The sequence below is a fragment of the Mesorhizobium sp. M0207 genome (assembly GCF_040321995.1).
Classification (GTDB): Bacteria; Pseudomonadota; Alphaproteobacteria; order Rhizobiales; family Rhizobiaceae; genus Mesorhizobium.
The window spans coordinates 129,500-146,101 of the sequence record NZ_JAMYSQ010000009.1 but is presented as its reverse complement, the minus strand read 5'-3'; the positions used below and the strand labels follow the sequence as shown (position 1 = coordinate 146,101).

10 protein-coding genes and 3 pseudogenes are annotated in these 16,602 nt (G+C 59.1%); 6 read left to right on the top strand and 7 right to left on the bottom strand.

The features are described from left to right. Positions 1-22: 22 nt before the first annotated feature. Complete coding sequence (locus NKJ15_RS15025; RefSeq protein WP_352815978.1) at positions 23-397, bottom strand: hypothetical protein; 375 nt, start codon at positions 395-397, stop codon at positions 23-25. A 798-nt stretch (positions 398-1,195) separates the two neighbouring features. On the opposite strand from NKJ15_RS15025, the gene NKJ15_RS15020 reads away from it, so the two are divergent. From NKJ15_RS15020 to NKJ15_RS15000, 5 genes and pseudogenes are all read left to right on the top strand, one after another. Continuing rightward, positions 1,196-2,185 carry a nodulation protein NodZ gene (locus NKJ15_RS15020; RefSeq protein WP_352726134.1) on the top strand — a complete coding sequence of 330 codons (990 nt, stop codon included), beginning with the start codon at positions 1,196-1,198 and terminating at the stop codon, positions 2,183-2,185. A 242-nt stretch (positions 2,186-2,427) separates the two neighbouring features. After that, positions 2,428-3,843: a mannose-1-phosphate guanylyltransferase/mannose-6-phosphate isomerase gene (locus NKJ15_RS15015; protein WP_352815976.1), complete on the top strand. Its 1,416-nt coding sequence runs from the start codon at positions 2,428-2,430 to the stop codon at positions 3,841-3,843. 637 nt (positions 3,844-4,480) lie between these two features. Further along, positions 4,481-4,789 (top strand): annotated as a pseudogene (locus NKJ15_RS15010) (DUF4917 family protein); the annotation flags it as partial. A gap of 237 nt (positions 4,790-5,026) precedes the next feature. After that, entirely contained in the window at positions 5,027-5,485 is a 459-nt protein-coding gene (locus tag NKJ15_RS15005) for a (2Fe-2S)-binding protein (protein WP_352739852.1), read from the top strand. Positions 5,486-5,488: 3 nt separating this feature from the next. Further along, a complete protein-coding gene (locus NKJ15_RS15000; RefSeq protein WP_352815974.1) occupies positions 5,489-7,690 on the top strand; it encodes a xanthine dehydrogenase family protein molybdopterin-binding subunit in 2,202 nt (733 codons plus the stop codon). Between the two features lie 615 nt (positions 7,691-8,305). Here NKJ15_RS15000 and NKJ15_RS14995 read toward each other — a convergent pair. The 4 genes from NKJ15_RS14995 to NKJ15_RS14980 form a co-directional block, all read right to left on the bottom strand. After that, positions 8,306-9,523 carry a tyrosine-type recombinase/integrase gene (locus NKJ15_RS14995; protein ID WP_352815972.1) on the bottom strand — a complete coding sequence of 406 codons (1,218 nt, stop codon included), beginning with the start codon at positions 9,521-9,523 and terminating at the stop codon, positions 8,306-8,308. 666 nt (positions 9,524-10,189) lie between these two features. Beyond that, entirely contained in the window at positions 10,190-11,503 is a 1,314-nt protein-coding gene (locus NKJ15_RS14990; protein ID WP_352566043.1) for an HlyD family type I secretion periplasmic adaptor subunit, read from the bottom strand. Beyond that, a complete protein-coding gene (locus NKJ15_RS14985) occupies positions 11,481-13,253 on the bottom strand; it encodes a type I secretion system permease/ATPase (protein WP_352816031.1) in 1,773 nt (590 codons plus the stop codon). The genes NKJ15_RS14990 and NKJ15_RS14985 overlap by 23 nt, the downstream gene beginning before the upstream one ends. Before the next feature lie 386 nt (positions 13,254-13,639). Beyond that, positions 13,640-14,431, bottom strand: a complete 792-nt coding sequence (locus tag NKJ15_RS14980) for a calcium-binding protein (protein ID WP_352815970.1) — start codon at positions 14,429-14,431, stop codon at positions 13,640-13,642. Positions 14,432-14,878: 447 nt separating this feature from the next. Here NKJ15_RS14980 and NKJ15_RS14975 point away from each other — a divergent pair. Further along, positions 14,879-15,304, top strand: a pseudogene (locus tag NKJ15_RS14975) (transposase domain-containing protein); the annotation flags it as partial. A gap of 29 nt (positions 15,305-15,333) precedes the next feature. Here the strand turns inward: NKJ15_RS14975 and NKJ15_RS14970 are convergent. Beyond that, a pseudogene (locus NKJ15_RS14970) lies at positions 15,334-15,595 on the bottom strand (hypothetical protein); the annotation flags it as partial. 8 nt (positions 15,596-15,603) lie between these two features. Further along, positions 15,604-16,566, bottom strand: a complete 963-nt coding sequence (locus NKJ15_RS14965) for a LysR family transcriptional regulator (RefSeq protein WP_352815968.1) — start codon at positions 16,564-16,566, stop codon at positions 15,604-15,606. Between the last annotated feature and the right edge of the window lie 36 nt (positions 16,567-16,602).

The following is a 16,602-nucleotide window of genomic DNA, read 5'->3' as shown; positions in this document are numbered from 1 at the left end:
ACCGAAGATCTTCTCGAACCGACTACAAATTCTGTGGATCGGTTGGTTCCAGGCGTCGAGCTTTCGGCCTCGTCGCGCCCCCACATAGCGGTTGCGACGATGCGCGGCCTTCCACCCTTGGCGCGCACCGCGTCGCCGAGATGATTGCCTCGGTAGGCGCTGTCGGCAAACACTTCGCCGGGATTGTCGGGCAGAGCATCAGGAACGGCGTTGCCGTCCTCGGTGTGGGCGCCGTGACGGCGATCTCCTCGACAAGGGCCGTATCGGCGTAGGCACCGAAATGGGCTTTGAAGCAATGAAACGCTGGTCGGCCCTTGTGCTTGACCCAATGGCCCTCTTCATCATCTTCGCTGGCCGAGGCGATGATCGCCGCATCGACAGGCGTGCCGATCTTCACCTGGATCGCTGAACTGGCGGGTGATCTCGGCGAACAACAGGGTCATGAACCTCAAGGGCCTGTCGAAAACGGACGAGAGCGGGTTCGCACAGGTGTCGGCTCTGACACCGAGAACCCGCAGAACCGTCGGAACGATCCTCCACGTGGCTGCAGACGCCAAAATTCCTCTCTCGGCCATCGTCGCACAGCATCGCGTGCCAGTCGCTCAGTCCAGCCGGCTCGAAAGCTATCCGGCAGGAGTTGCGCCGTGTTGGCGCACTTGAAAGCGTCAGAGGGCGCCGTGTCGCATCTTTCGATGGGACCGGACGCCATGATGGCCATAAATGACGTGGATGGCCTGTGCCTGACATTCGACGGCTGGCGGGTCCTGCACATCCGTCCTTCAGGAAACGCCCGCAAATGACATGTTACGTTGAGGCAGTTAAGAATTGGACTTGAAAAAGGGACTTTGTGGACTGCCTCGACCGGCTGTTTCGCTTAGCAAAGCGCGGCCCCCACGTCAGCAGAGGCTCATGGTCAAGGAACGCCTAAGTATCCATCACATGGATGGGCCACATTCACGCAATCAATTTTACACATGTCGCCGGGCGCATTAGAGAACGCTGAATTTAAACCGGAAGCGAGTGTACCCGGCGTCAAGATTTGCGAGCGTCACAGAGATAAGGATAGGCAGTGCTGAGGGAGCTCTTCTGCCCCACGCGCAGCCTCTACCAAATCGCCCGGCGTAACGGTCGACTAGTATCGATTAAGAGATCCCAAGCCAGATGCAACCTCGTCTCTGAAACGAGATTTCCGAAAATGCAGGTCAGTGGATTGGTAAAGCGCAGGTTCGTCGTCTCTCAGAGGCGTACGGGGTTCGGTGATTGTCTGTGGTCGCTGGCGGCCGCTTGGCGCTACGCTCAGCGGTCGGGACGAACGCTAGCCGTCGACTGGCGCGGGTCCTGCTATCTCGACCAACCCTTCGCAAATGCCTTCCCGGTGTTCTTCCAACCGATCAATGACATCGCTGGCGTACCGGCTATTTGCGACGACCGGATCAACGACTTTTCCTTCCCGGGTCCATTCTTCCCGGAGTGGTGGAATAGGCCAGCGATCGACTGCCTTTACCGCCCAGATGAGCAGATTTTCCAAGAGCGCGACGAGTTGGGCGAGCTCTTTCAGGCCGAACACGATGTCGAAGCGAACACAGTAGTGTGTGACGCTTGCTTGATGTGGCGCTGCGATGAGGATGCCGAGCGGCAGGTCTTCCAGAGTGTCAAGCCTCGGTCTGAAATTCAAACACGCATAGATGCCATTTACCAAGAATGTTTTGAGGGGCACAGCATCATCGGGGTTCATGTTCGACATGGTAACGGTGAAGACATCATGGACCATGCGCCTTACTGGGCCGATCCGGAGTTCGCCGTTCGACAAGTGTGCACTGCGGTTGATAAGGCTAAAGCGTTACCGCACCCCAAGCCTGTGCGGCTGTTCTTGTGCACGGACAGCGCGCAAATCCTGGATCACCTGTCGGCCAGGTTTCCCGATCTTCTCACCGTCCCCAAGCATTTCCGATCCGATCAAGACGGCCCCTTACACACTGCAGCACTTGGGATGGACGGCGCAATTTCCGCCCTCGTTGAGATGTATCTTCTCGGGCGCTGCGATACTGTAATTCGGTTTCCTCCGACGAGCGCCTTTACACGATATGCACGCCTTTTCGTACCACGCGTAATTGAGTTCGATCTGAAGGAGCCAAGTCGTTTGATTTTGATAGAAGACAGCCAAAGAATCTCTGGTCTCAGTTAAGACCCGTCACCTGCACAATTCGGCGGATGCAACCAACAGGCATAGTTGAATGTCCATTTCTCATCGAGGCCATGGAAGCGTCGTACGATACCGATAGCGTCGTCATCTGAGGCCGTTCGGCAACGCGCCAGAACTTCGCTGTTACTCGGAGGCCGCAGACCAAGCCAGAGCGACGGCGATCGTGACGCTAACGCTCGAAAGGGCGCGGGCAATCACTCCAGAGACGAAATCGAGGTTGTTATATGAAAGTGGTTCCCGTCATCATCAGCGGCGGAGCCGGATCGCGGCTATGGCCCGCCTCAAGGCAATCGCACCCTAAACCTTTCCTCAAAGTGGCAGACGGGCATTCACTGATGCAGCACACTGTGTTGCGCGTCGGTTCGATAAAGGGCGTAGTGGAACTCGTCGCCGTGACATCTGGGGAACACCTCTTCCTTACCAAGGACGAGTTCGACGAACTAGATTCCGTGGTCCTGCCACGCACCTTTCTGCTCGAGCCTGAAGGCCGGGATACGGCCGCAGCCGTTGCGGCAGCCGCCATCCATGCCAAGGCAACGCAAGGCCCTGACGCGATTCTATGCGTCTTCCCAGCCGATCACATGGTTGGCAACCTGCCTGCATTTTTAGACGTCATGTGCCGGGCCATCGAACATGCGAAGCTCGGGCGGATCGCCACATTGGGCATCACCCCAACCAGACCGGACACGGCATTCGGCTATATCGAAGCGGATGGTGAGAAAGTCGTCCGTTTCGTTGAAAAACCGGATCTGGACACAGCCAAAGCCTATGTCGCGTCCAAGCGCTTCTTCTGGAACGCCGGCATTTTCTGCTTTAGCGCACAAACCATGCTCGACGAGATGGCATCGCATTGCCCCGCGGTGATCCAGGCCGTCTCCGACAGCTACGAGAACGGCCGCTTCAGTCAAGGCGAAGGCTTTGCCAAAATCGAACTCGCGCCTGAGCATTTCGGCTCCGCCCCGCGAATCTCGCTCGACCACGCTGTCATGGAGAAGACGAACAAACTTGCCGTGGTTGCCTGCGACATGGATTGGAACGACATCGGATCCTGGAACGCAATGGCCGATTTGATCGCCCCCGACCAAAGCGGGAACAGGATACGCGGCGATGTGCATATGGTCGACACGACCGGCAGCTATGTGAGCTCCGACAAGCGCGTCATCGGCACGGTCGGTGTCAGCGATCTGGTGATCGTCGATTCCCCGGACGCTTTGCTCGTCGCATCCCGCGACCGCGTTCAGGACGTCAAGAAGCTGTTCGAGGGCCTCAAGGCTTCAGGACATGAAGCTCACCTGGTCCACAGCACGGTACACCGGCCGTGGGGTACCTACACGGTTCTTGAGGAAGGCGAGCGCTTCAAGATCAAACGCATCGAGGTGAAGCCCGGTCGGCGGCTGAGCCTGCAGATGCACTATCATCGTTCGGAGCACTGGGTCGTGGTCAGCGGCTCCGCGAAAATCGTCAATGGCGAGCAGGAGTTGTTCCTGGCGACAAACGAATCAGCCTACATCCCCTGCGGCCATAAGCATCGGCTGGAGAACCCAGGCAGAATTGACCTGGTGATCATTGAAGTGCAGAGCGGCGATTATCTCGGCGAGGATGATATCGTTCGCTTCGACGACGTATATGGTCGAACGTAGATTTCACCCGCGTGACGAGAACGGTCAACGTGTCGCTGACTAATTACCACTAGGAAGCCCGTCTGCCCACTCAGGACCGGATGCTTGTGGAATCGGGAATTGACCAAGTCAGCGGCGAATGACCGCAATCGGCATCAGGGGTGGGACAAATCAACCGGAAAAGACCGGAGAGCATAGTAACGCAACACAGTCCCACTGTCGAATAGCCTTTGATATTTCTGACTTTCCAAGCACCCTCAGGGCCCACCAAAATTATATCAATGGCTTATGGCCGACTTCGCTCTGAAGTGGGCCAAATCGACCTCGCTATCCCCGCAGCACTCAGTTCGATTGTTTTCGCATGAAAACGAGCAAGGACCGGGGGAGGGCGATCTTGTGCTGGCTTCTATGTCCAATCTTGCTCCTGTCCGTCGTCAGGTTGTGTGCAGCCACATAGCGCGGCTATCGCGAGGCTGGAAGGCCTCCGATCGATAGGTGCGGCGAACGGCGGCAACGAGGTGCGAATAGGATGGCTGAGCGTATGATCGAGAATACCGCAGTTGCGGTCTAGCGCGAAATGCAGCGTCTGTGACTCATCGGTCATTGCAGCGGGAAATCATGACCCTAAGCCGCCCTTCATCAGCCCACCAGCGCCCAGAAGAAGGCGAAGATCCGTCACAATGCCTACCTGTACCAAGGCTTCAAGCAGTTCACCGCGAATGTGAAGACCGCCAGCCATTGCTTCTTCATTTTCGGCCATTCGCTCGCCACGAATGACGACCACATCCTTAACCGCATAGCGCGTGGCAAGTTTCTCTATGGTGAACCAGCATCCGCGGATAACCAGCGGATCATGAACCACGCGAACGAGCTAGCGGTGCAGCGCAACGAAAAACCGCCGCTTGATGTCGTCTTTTATGATGCTGCTACAGTTCATGTCTGGGGTTTAGGCTTAGAAGCGGAATGACTGCCAACCAGGTCATCGAGCCGGAAACTGACCGGCCGGTCGGCCCAAAAATGACATTCAGTTGCCTCCAGCCTTTCGACACGAGCCACTTCACGATCTCGCGATTGCCAGCTAGCGGCTTGTTGCTCGAGCTGCGCGATCCTAGTCTGTGGTCGCTATGCCTCAGCAAGAAGAGTCCGGTTCCTAGCCGGGCGGAGGCGCAACGAGATAGCCAGCTCAGGACAAGGAGAGCAAGCCATGGTCGCTTTTACCCTCAATGGCGAGGCGCGAACACTCGACGTCGATCCAGAGATGCCGCTGCTCTGGGCGATCCGTGACGGCATCGGACTCACAGGAACGAAATTCGGTTGCGGCCTTGCCCAGTGCGGCGCTTGCACGGTTCACGTTAACGGCATGCCGACGCGCTCGTGCCAGACCGCAGTCGGCGACATCGAAGGAGCCTCGATCACCACCATTGAGGGCGTGTCGGGCAAGATCGGCGAAACGGTCCAGGCCGTGTGGGCCGAGTTCGACGTACCTCAATGCGGCTATTGCCAGTCTGGCCAGATCATGTCGGCCGTGGCCCTCCTGACAGCGACGCCGAAGCCGACGGACGATGATATTGATTCGGCGATGAGCGGCAATCTCTGCCGCTGCGCCACCTATCATCGGATCCGCGCGGCCATCCACGAGACCGCCAACCGGCTGGAGACTTGAGGCATGTTGCAGTTTCTCCCGAAGCATAATGCCGTGGGGCCCACGCGCCGCCAGTTCCTCCTCGGCACGGCCGTCACCACCGCGGGCCTCGCCGTGGGCTACCGGCTAATGATGGCCGCGCCCGCCAACGCACAAACGACGCCTGCAGCGGTCCAGGCGAACCCCTTCCAGACCTATGTCGAGATCACACCGGAGAACCGAATCGTCATCCACTCGTCGCAGTTCGAGATGGGACAAGGCTCCTATTTCGGCATCGCCACCCTGGTTATGGAAGAGCTCGACGGCGCCTGGGCGCAGGTCCACGTGGTCGGCGGATATGGCAATACCGCGCTCTACGGCAATCTCGCCTGGGGCGGGGCCGCGCAGGGAACCGGTGGCTCCACGTCGATGAGCTCGTCGTGGGAGCGCTACCGCAAGGCGGGTGCTGCCGCACGGGCCATGCTGGTGGCGGCCGCGGCGCAGCGGTGGGACGTGCCAGCCGGCGAGATCACAGTCGCTTCCGGGGTCGTGTCGCACGCCTCAGGGATGCAGGCGCGCTTCGGTGACCTGGCTGAAGCCGCAGCGGGAATGCCGGTTCCCGACGACGTGCCGCTAAAGCCGCGCGACAAGTGGGCCCAGATCGGATCGGACAGCCTCAAGCGCTACGATTCCGCCGGCAAGACCAATGGCGCGCAGACCTACACGATCGACCTCAAGATGGATGGACTCAATACGGCCGTTATGATCCATCCGCCGAAGTTCGGCGCTGAGATCGAGAGCTTCGACGTCTCCAAGGCCAAGGCACTCGACGGCATTGTCGATGTCGTCCAGACGCCGCGCGGCATTGCCGTGGTCGGCAGGGACATGTGGACGGCGCTCAAGGGCCGCGATCTCGTGGAGGTGACCTGGAACGAAGAGAAGGCCGAAAGGCGCGGCACGGCCGAGATCATGGCCGAATACACTAAGGCAGCAGACGATCCGGGCGCGGCCACCGCGCGCGACGACGGTAACACTCCAGCAGCGTTGGCCAGTGCTGAGAAAGTCATCCAAGGGCACTACGAATTCCCCTATCTTGTCCATGCTTCGATCGAGCCACTCAACGCGGCCGCCCGAATCAACGAAGACGGCACCATCGACGTCTGGGGCGGACACCAGATGCCCGACCTTTATCAGGCGGCTGCCGCTCAAGTAGGCGGCACCACGCCGGACAAGGTGAGGCTGCACGTAATGAAGACCGGCGGCAGCTTCGGCCGCCGAGCGGTCTCGGACGCAGATCTCATTATCGAAGCTGTTTCCACAGCGCGTGCACTGGGACCCGGCAAGCCAGTGAAGGTGCAGTGGACCCGCGAGAACGACATGCGGGGTGGGCGGTACCGGCCGGCCTATGTGCACGCAGTCAAGGCGGGGCTCGACAAGGAAGGCAATGTCGTCGCTCTCCATGACCACATCGTGGGCCAATCGATCGCGGGCGGTTCGCCCTTTGCGGCGATGATCGAGAACGGCATCGATCCGACCTCCGTGGAGGGCGCCACCAACCTGCCCTATGCGATCCCGAACCTGAAGGTCGAGCTGACCACCACGGACGTGAACATCCCAGTGCTGTGGTGGCGTTCGGTAGGCTCCACCCACACCGCTTACGCAATGGAAACCCTGATTGATGAGCTCGCCGCCGCTGCGAACCGTGATCCGGTCGACTTCCGCTTGTCGATGCTCGGTCACCATTCACGGCATGCCGGCGTGCTGAAATTGGCTGCTGAGAAGGCAGGCTGGGACAAGCCTCTGCCGGAAGGCCGTTTCCGCGGCGTGGCCCTGCATGAAAGCCTCTCGACCTATGTCGCCGAGGTGGTGGAGATCACCTTCAACGATGGAAATGATTTCAAAGTCGACCGCGTCGTCTGCGCGGTAGATTGCGGCACCGCGATAAATCCTGACCAGATCCGCGCTCAGATGGAGGGCGGTATCGGCTTCGGGCTAGGCGCGATCCTCCAGGAGGAGCTGACCCTGACGGGCGGTGTCGTAGACCAAGAGAACTACGACACCTATATGCCGCTCAGGATCGAGCAGATGCCGCGCGTCGAGGTGCACATTGTGCCGTCCGACGAGCCGCCCACGGGCGTTGGCGAGCCGGGTGTGCCGCCGATCGGCCCGGCCGTCGCCAACGCGCTACGGGCGGCGACGGGCAAGACGATCCGCAAGCTGCCGATCATAAAGAACTTGTCAGCATAGCCGGGAATGACACCATGAAAACGGCCGCAATGAAGATCGCGGTCGTAGGTCGTTTTTGAACGCCTCCTGACAGGCGATCACCTCCATTCGATCAATTTTCCGGCGGCTGCCCGGTCCACTATCCGGTTTAGAGACGGTAACCCGTGTTCTGAACGACCGCAGACGGTCGTTGGTGCTGGTAGCACTGAAGAACCGCTTTCGAGACGCAAATGCCGCACGAAAATGTCTCGAAAGGGTCACGCTAGAGACTTTTGTACCCCCTATTGCATGTCTGCTATCGCTTTCTGGGCGCGAGAAGGGGCCGGTTCTCTGACGGCCCCATAACAGGACATTGATGTCTTCGCGCTGAGCGTCAGCAGTTGGCTCTACCGCGACCTTTCTCAGGAAGGCTGCACACCGACGCGATCTTCCTTTCACCTTGCGCAAACCTCCCTTCCGAGTGAGGCGTTCAGTGCGTCGGCTTGGTGGACTGAGGCACTTCTGAGTGGGACAACAACATTGAAAAATATTGGAAAAGATTTGAATGCTCTGAAGTCCCACTGATCTCTTACCAATTGATTTTTATAGCTTTCTGAATACCCTCCGGGCCCACCATTGGCTTTTGTGGCCGTTGATTTAATTGGATTTTTTGGCCATTTTTGTCCCACCTCTTTCAACCCCCTCAGAAAGTGGGACAATTTTGTTCTCTTTTCGATCGATAACCAGCAGGTATTTCGCCGCTCTCGCTACCTTCCGGCGACGCGCTTTCTTGATGTAGTGGTCGGGCTGCTGGTACGTAGTCCACCCATATATCGCCTTCAGCTGCTCGTGCGTCGCGCCGTTCTCAGCGGCGATCGTCGCGCCGGCCTTGCGAATTCCATGAGCACTGCAGTGCGGCAGCTCAGCTTGATCACACCACTGGCGCATCTTGTTGCCCAGACCGTTCTCCGAGAACGGGCGACCATACTCATTGACCAGGAAGGTCATCTGGTCGGAGGGCGTGTGCTCAAGTTCCGCCTCTAGTTCGGGCAGAAGCGGGAGCTCCACCAACACCGCATCCTTGTTACGACTGGTCTTCCCAGGCTTAATTCTGATCCACTTCTCCCACTGCTCGGTCTCCTCGTTGTAGACGAGCGTGATGTGCTGTCGACCGAAGATCGCGACGTCGGACAACCGCAGGCCAGTAAACATGAAGATCGAGAGCGCACGTCTGGCTGCGGTACCCAGCGGATGCCGCTTCTCATATTGAACGATCTCCGACACGTCCCATGGGTGCCAGCCGTCGCCGCTCTTTAGCCGTCTGATGCCGCGGGCGGGATTGGAGTCGACGCCCGGAATCTCTGTGTCCTTTGCCCACTCAAACATCGCGCTGATGGCTTTTACGATATTGTTTGCCGCGCCAAGGGCGTCGAGCCTGGTGTCCCTGATCTCCTTAACATGAGACCGTTTCATACCGGCGAATGGCAGAGATCCCTTGGTGGGATACTGAGGATCCGGGTCACCTTCGAGGGGATGAGGTAATTCGCATACGCGCTCCAGAATTGCTCGTCGGCGCGCCATAGTGTCTTGGGTGATTTCCGTGCCGCCCCGACGGTAATACTCCTGGCAAAGCCACAGCAACGTGCCTTTCTTCGCTGGCTCGGAAGCCTTGGGGAGGCGCCGGCAAATCTCGGGAAGAGTGCCGGGCCGAACATAAGTGACCTCGGCGCGCGCGCACCGCAGTTCCTCGAGGAACTCGTCGCTGCCGGTCGGTTCACGGAGCCGGACCTTCTTCCGACCCGGTGCGCGAAAATAGTACCGATCATTGCCGTGGCGATCAGTGTCCTTCACTACGCCCTTAAGATCGACCTTCACGGGCTCATCCGTCATGTTCGTGGTTTTCGATCCCAAGGATTGTCTAGTGGCGGCGAATCTTCGTCAAGCTTTGGTGCTCCTCCGATTTGGCGGTGAGGGAGCTTTCGAAACGCCAATATAAGTTCCTCGACGTCCCAAACAATGCGCCCCTTGCTCGGCATTCGTGGCTGCGGCATCCGGCCGTCCTGGACCATTTCATCAAAGGTCGTTGAGCTTACGCCGATGAACGTCGCAGCCTGCTCGCGATTGATTCCTACCGGCGGGAGCGAGGGCGGCAAGACGCTCGGGGTGCGCAGCATCGGTTTAGTCTAGTGCGTTGAAAGCGCGTCTTTGGCGCCTGCCTGTCTTTCTATGCACCTGTCCGAATATTGCAGACGCTCAATCATGTCCTGGCCCTGTGCTTGCAGGCTCACCCTAGGTCTCCAGACCTAGGATCGCTCAAGACACCGGACTCTTTTCCAGCCTTTGTGTACGATGATGGGTATCTTAATGCGCTTGAGGCCAAGAACTGAATGGGCGGCGACTTGCAAGGGCAAAATGACCGCGGAACCACGTATCTGACTCAGAGGCGCAATCCAACTGAGGAACGCATGATTGTGTTTTCAGACGGTTGTGACTCTCATGCATGCGTAACAACGACCAACAAAATATTTCTGTGGATCACTTTCATTCCTCATGGAATGCGCGACTGATTTGGTCCGACAGCGGCTTCACAAAATAAGAAAGCGCCGTACGCTCGCCCGTCTGGATCATCGCTTCGGCCGGCATGCCGGGCACGAGCGTCAGGTCCTTGAGCTTCGTCAGTTCCGCATGCGGAACCGACAGACGCACCAGGTAATACGAAACGCCGTTTTTTTCGTCCGTCGCCAGATCGGCTGCGATCCGGCTGACATATCCGTTCAATACCGGCGTGGTCCTCAGATTGAAGGCTGACATCCGCAGCACGGCCTTGTGACCAAGCTGGATTTGGTCGATGTCCTTCGGGGTGATTCGTGCTTCAAGCGCAAGATCGTCGCCTTCCGGCACGATTAGCATAATCGGATCGGCGGGCGTGATCACTCCTCCGACCGTATGAACTGCGAGTTGTTGAATGGCGCCTGACTGCGGCGCGACAATATCGATCCGTCGCAGTTCCTGTTCAGCCGCCACCTTGCGCTCAACATACTCCCCAACCTGCGCCTGAACCTCTCTGAGCTCCTGGCCGACTTCCGTCTTGAAATCCGGATCGATCTGCAGGATCTGGAGGCGCGTTTCGGCTATGCGGGCTGCCGTCTGTGCCTGATGTGCAATCTTCTCACCGCGTTCGCCGCCGAAAGTGGCAACCTGCGTCTTCAGGCTGTTCAAGCGTTGGTCCGAGACAATGCCTTGGTCGCGCAGCCCACTCAGGGCAGCAATTTCCTTTTGGAGAATCTCGGTGCTTTTCTCAGAAGCGATTTCCTGCGCCTTGAGCCCCTCGATCTCGTGCTCATATTGAGTGATGCGTTCCGCTAGCTGCGCCTGCCTTCCGTCGCGGGATTGTCTGCGGAATTCGAACAGCCGCGTCTCGCCATGTACTGCCGAAGCTACGTCCGGAACATCTCTGCGGGCGAGCAGCCAGTCCGGGAAGGCGATCTCCGCCAGATCGTCACGCTCAGCTTCGAGTCGTGCCAGGTTGGCGGCCAGCTCATCGAGCCGCTTGGTGACTACAGCGAGAGTGGCGCGCGTCTGGGTGGCGTCGAGCCGCATGAGGATGTCGCCGGCTTTTACTTTATCACCTTCGCTCACCAGGATTTCTCCCACCACCCCGCCGGTCGGGTGCTGCACCTTCTTCACATAGGAATCGACGACAAAGTGTCCGGACGCGACAACCGCACCGGAGAGATTCGTGAAGGCCGCCCAAGCTCCGGCTCCTCCAACAAAGATCACGCTCGCCAGAAGGCCCGCCACCAGGTGCCGGCGAATGGAGCTGGAAACGTCATTATTCTGATGAATGCCGGCCACCGGGATCCTCCATGTCAGCGCGCTCTCCCACGTTATCCTGTGTAGACTCGATGGCCTTGACGCCAGCGCCTGGTGCCATCGCTGCCCTCTTCAAGACTTTGGAAAGCGCTTCATCACGCGCACCGAATGCTCGCTGCCGTCCACCTTCCATGACCAACACAAAATCCACGGCGCGGATGGCGCTCGGCCGATGGGCGACGACAACCGCAATGCCCTTGCGCCCGCGCACGGAGGCGATCGCCTTGACGACCGCAGCCTCGCCTTCCGCATCGAGATTGGCATTGGGTTCATCCAGCACAACAAGGAAAGGGTCTCGATAAAGAGCACGGGCAAGACCGATACGCTGGCGCTGCCCGGCGGAAAGTGCCGATCCGGCCTCACCAATCGGAGTTTCGTAGCCGTGCTCAAATCGGAGGATCAGTTCGTGCGTGCCCGCTGCTTTCGCCGCGGTGACAATAGCCTCAGGGTCAGGATTATCTTCAAAACGAGCGATGTTTTCGGCAATGGTGCCGTCGAACAGTTCAACACCTTGCGGCAAATAGCCGATATGACGGCCTAGCGCTTCCCGGTCCCATTGATCGAGGCTTGCGCTGTCGATGCGAACCTTTCCGGCGACCGGCGCCCATGCGCCGACGATGGCGCGCGAGAGTGTCGACTTGCCCGAACCCGATGCACCGATGATCCCGAGTGCGCTTCCCGCCTGAACGGCAAACGCAAGGCCGGTCACGGTCGGCTTCCTTTCGCCGGGCGGAACGATTATCACGCCTTCGAGGCGGAGTTCGCGTTCAGGTGCAGGCATTGGCATAACAGGAGCGGTTTCAGGAACCTTTCCCAGGAGGTCCTCCAGCCGCGCCCAACCCTGGCGCGCCATGAGGAAGGGTTTCCAGCTTGAAATGGCCAGATCGACCGGAGCCAGCGCACGCCCCATCATGATCGAACTGGCAATCATGACCCCGGCCGTAGCCTCCTGCCTGATGACAAGGTACGCGCCGACGGCAAGAATTGCCGATTGCAGCAGCACGCGCAACGACTTTGCAATGCCACCCAGCCCACCTGCCACGTCCCCAGCTTTCCGGTTGGCGGCCAGATACTCGGCATTGGCCTTGTGCCATCGGGCAGCGATCCGCTTTCCGAGACCGAGAGCTTGCACGACCTCGGCATTGCAACGCGCTGCTTGCAGTAGGCCATTGCGCACCATGTCGTGGGCAATGGTCTCGCGTATCGGCCGTTGCGAGAGAGTGTTGGTAAGAAGTGTCAGAGATGTGAGACCGATCGCCCCGATAAGTGCCGTCATGCCGATCCAGAAATGAAGGAGGAAGCAAATGGCAAGATAAAGCAGCATCCATGGCAGATCGAAGAACGCTGTCGGACCGTTTCCACCTAAGAATCCGCGAATATTGTCGAGGTCGCGAAGCGGCTGCAAGCCGTCGCCCGGCATGCGCGTTAAAAGCGGAAGGCGAACGATCGCATCGTGAACGCGTCCGGAAAACTGTTCATCGAAACGCTCGCCAATCCGCAGCAGCACGCGGGCGCGCAAAACGTCGAGCAGGCATTGGAACGCATAAAGCCCTGCAGCAAGCAGGACGAGCCCCACTAGCGTCGATACGCTGCCACTTGCCAGAACGCGGTCGTAGACCTGAAGCATGAACAGCGGCGAGATCAGCGCAAGCACGTTGACCACGCCGCTGATCAACAGAATTCCCCAAATAGCGGAAGTCAGAGGGAAAGGTCTCAAAGCTGAATCCTTCAAGGAATGGTTACTCACGTAGGTCTCCGTGAGGATCTGGCGACCCAGCTCCCTATATTGCTCCCCGAGCGGCAACCGACTCGCTGATTCAGGATCAGTGCTCCCGCCGAATATGTTTGGCTTGGCATCTAATGGAGCGGGTCAACAACAACACCGTCCGGCTGAAGGTTTGGAAGGGCAACGTCATCGTGGCCGGCCGCAAGGGCCCGAACAGGCTTCCGCCTCCACGCGTTCAGGGAGATTTCGGTGTACGACCAGCGCGACGTGCAGGGCTTCGTCAAGCTGTACACGCTGCGACTGCTCCCGGGCGCCCCGGCCCATCGCAAGTAGCGGAGACGGAAAGCGCCCGCCCAGGGGGGCAGGGCGCTGTTCCGTATGGGTTTTCTGGATCAAACGAAGGTGAAGTCCGACGCGGTCAGGCCTAGGTCGGCCACGGTGACCACACCGCCCAGGTGGGCGAACTCATGCCCGTTGTTCTCGGCGGTGACATAGGCCAGAGTTGCGACTCTGTCGCTGTAGCTGCTTTGGTAGACAATGATGTCGCCGGCGTGCTCGCCGGAGATCGCACTCGCGGCTTCAGAAGCAGAGTTGAAAGATTCGCCAGTGATCACCACGACGTGTTCGCCGTTCGCACCCGAGGCCGCACCACTGTAGAAGCTGCTCACCGGGTAGCCGGACTGTATGCTGGCGTTGTTGACGAAGTTCGCGCCAAAACCGTCGTTGTAGAGGCCCACCGCATCGAAGGCGAACTTATCCTCCGCCGGGTTGAAATCGGTGATAGTGGTAATGTCCGACTTCGACCCGACAACCCCAGGCACCGGATTGTGGAACTGGAACACGAACGTGTCATTGTCGGTGCCCCCGGTCAACGTATCCTGGCCGTCACCCACGTAGAGGACATCCTGGCCGGGACCGCCGCTGAGCCTGTCATTGTCCTCACCGGAGATGCGCGCGTTGAAGCGGCCGTTGTCGCCGGAGAGATCGTCCCAGCCATCTCCGCCGAAGATGCGGTCGTTACCCTCGCCGCCAATGGCTCGGTCACTGCCCTGGCCAGCCGAGATCTCGTCGTTGCCGCCACGACCGTCAATCCAGTCATTGCCTCCGAAACCCTCCATCCAATCTTCAAGCTCGGTGCCGAGGAGTGTTTCGGAACCCGGGCCACCCTCGATAATCTTTGCCATTGAAAATACTCCTAATGATGCACCCTGCCTGACGCGTTCATATTCCTCGTCGGATAATTAGAGAAATCGATTGCTTGGATAGACACACATTTACGAAATGGATGCACTCACGTTCACTTCGCCCTTCTGCTGAGCAGTTGCGGGCTCGCTGGCGGCGGGGACGCTGGTCGCCCAAGCAATCGATCTGAAGATTCGACACTCAAACCACCAGGACAACACTTCGTAACGGGGCCGTCCTGGTTCGGCCCCAAACTTCTCTCTGTTTGCTCGACGCCGGCATACCCGCACCGTAAGCGCTGGACGAGGACAAGTTCCGCTGGCCGCGGGTGGAGAACGGCGTGATCCGGCTTGCCGCGCCGAACTGATGGCGCTCGTCGAAGGCATGGACTGGCGCGTTTGAGCCGAACGGAGACGGCGTCCGACGTCGGCCGGATAGGCCGTGGCGAAGTGACTCAGGCGCAAAAGGCGGGCCTCAGGCCGTGCAAAATAAGCTCCTGTCGGCGTCATGACGAGAAGCGCTTCGGCCCGTCCCCACGAAATCGATCCGCTCAAGGCGATGTTCGTCGCCATGGCGGCGGAGAAGGCCGAACTGCAACAACTCCGGAGCGAAACACTCAAGGCCGAGATCGTCCGGATGGCGACACTCAACGAGCGTGCCCAGGAGAGGATCGCCGACCTTCATGGGATCGTCAAGCAGCTGGAGCGCGCCGCTTCGGTCGCAGCTCCGAGAAGCTCGAACGTGCCCAGCAGGCCTTCGCCTTCGAAATCCAGACCGGGCTCGGCGCGATTGAGTCCGAGCTCGAGGCCGCAAGACCGACAGGCGAGCCGCGACCTGCTGCGCGACCGCGCAAGGCGTTCCCGGCGCATCTGGAGCGGGTCGAGATCGTCATCCAGCAAGAGCCATGGGGGAAGAAGCGCTCCCGCAGCCAATCGTCCAGTCCGTCAAACGAGTCGGCCGCACAGGCTTGCGAAACGGAACAGTCCCGCCCTCGCTTAGATACCGAGGCACCGTGTTGCGAGCGCACCCGAATTCGTTCGCCCGTCGGTTCCCCAGCCAAGCTCATGCAGCGGCAGCATCGCTGCCACCTCTTCAGGCTGAAGGATCTGCTCTCCCTGCATCGTTCTCGACAATGCAGGAATCGCCCAATCCCAATCGCCATCCATGCCTCCTCTCATAACCGAGGGGTCGTCGGCCGACAACTGAGACGTCCGGTGCTCTTAGGCGGGGTAATCATACGAGATGCCTCCTGCAACATCATTTCCCGCATCCATAGGCTTGCCGGATCATTATTGTGAAGCGCAGGCCATTGGACGGCCTCCGTGAATGCGGCAGGAAGTGGCGGCGGAAGTTCGACAATCCGCAGGGGTGTTAATTTTGCGAAATGCTGCGCCAACCGTAAGGGCATTGTCCCGATGCGGTTGGTGCCTGATATAAGGGGCGGGATCATGCTAAAGCCCTGTACGACGACCTCGATACGTCTCTCGAAACCGTTCTCGAGCAAATACCATTCCTCGATGGAGGGCTGCCGGGTGTCCCCGAATTTAAGCACAACCTGCCCCATCGACAAGTATCGGTCGAATGTAAGTGGCTCTGACAGCTGCCTGTTCGTGCCGCAGCCTACGCATACGAGGATATCTTCGAACAGGGCTGCGCGAGGATGTTTCGACATGAACACTTCCGGCATAATCAGAAAATCAACGTCGCCGCGCCGGAGAAGCTCCTCGGGGTCGTCGGAAATAAGCAGACATTCGAAGCGGACGGCGGGAGCTTCCCGCGCAGCACGCTTTACGATCTTCTTAAAAAATACGAGCGTGAGGTAATCGGAAAGGATGATGCGGAAGCGACGATCCGATCGGGCCGGGTTAAAGGCGTCCCAGGAAATAATCGACAGCTGGATGTGCAGCAATGCCTCCCGGACTGCTGTGGCGAGCCCCTCCGCGCGCGGTGTCAAAATGAGTTCGCGGCCGTTCATCGTAAATAGCTCATCGCTGAAATAGGCGCGTAACCGACCGACGGCGGCGCTCATGGCCGGCTGACTCAGGTTAATACTGCGGGCCGCGGCGGTGACTTTACGCTCCCTGATCAAAGCGTCCAGCACAACCAGGAGATTTAGATCGAGTCCCTTAAAACGCATGTATTGACCTATCCGACGCGTGGATGGGTATCGCCC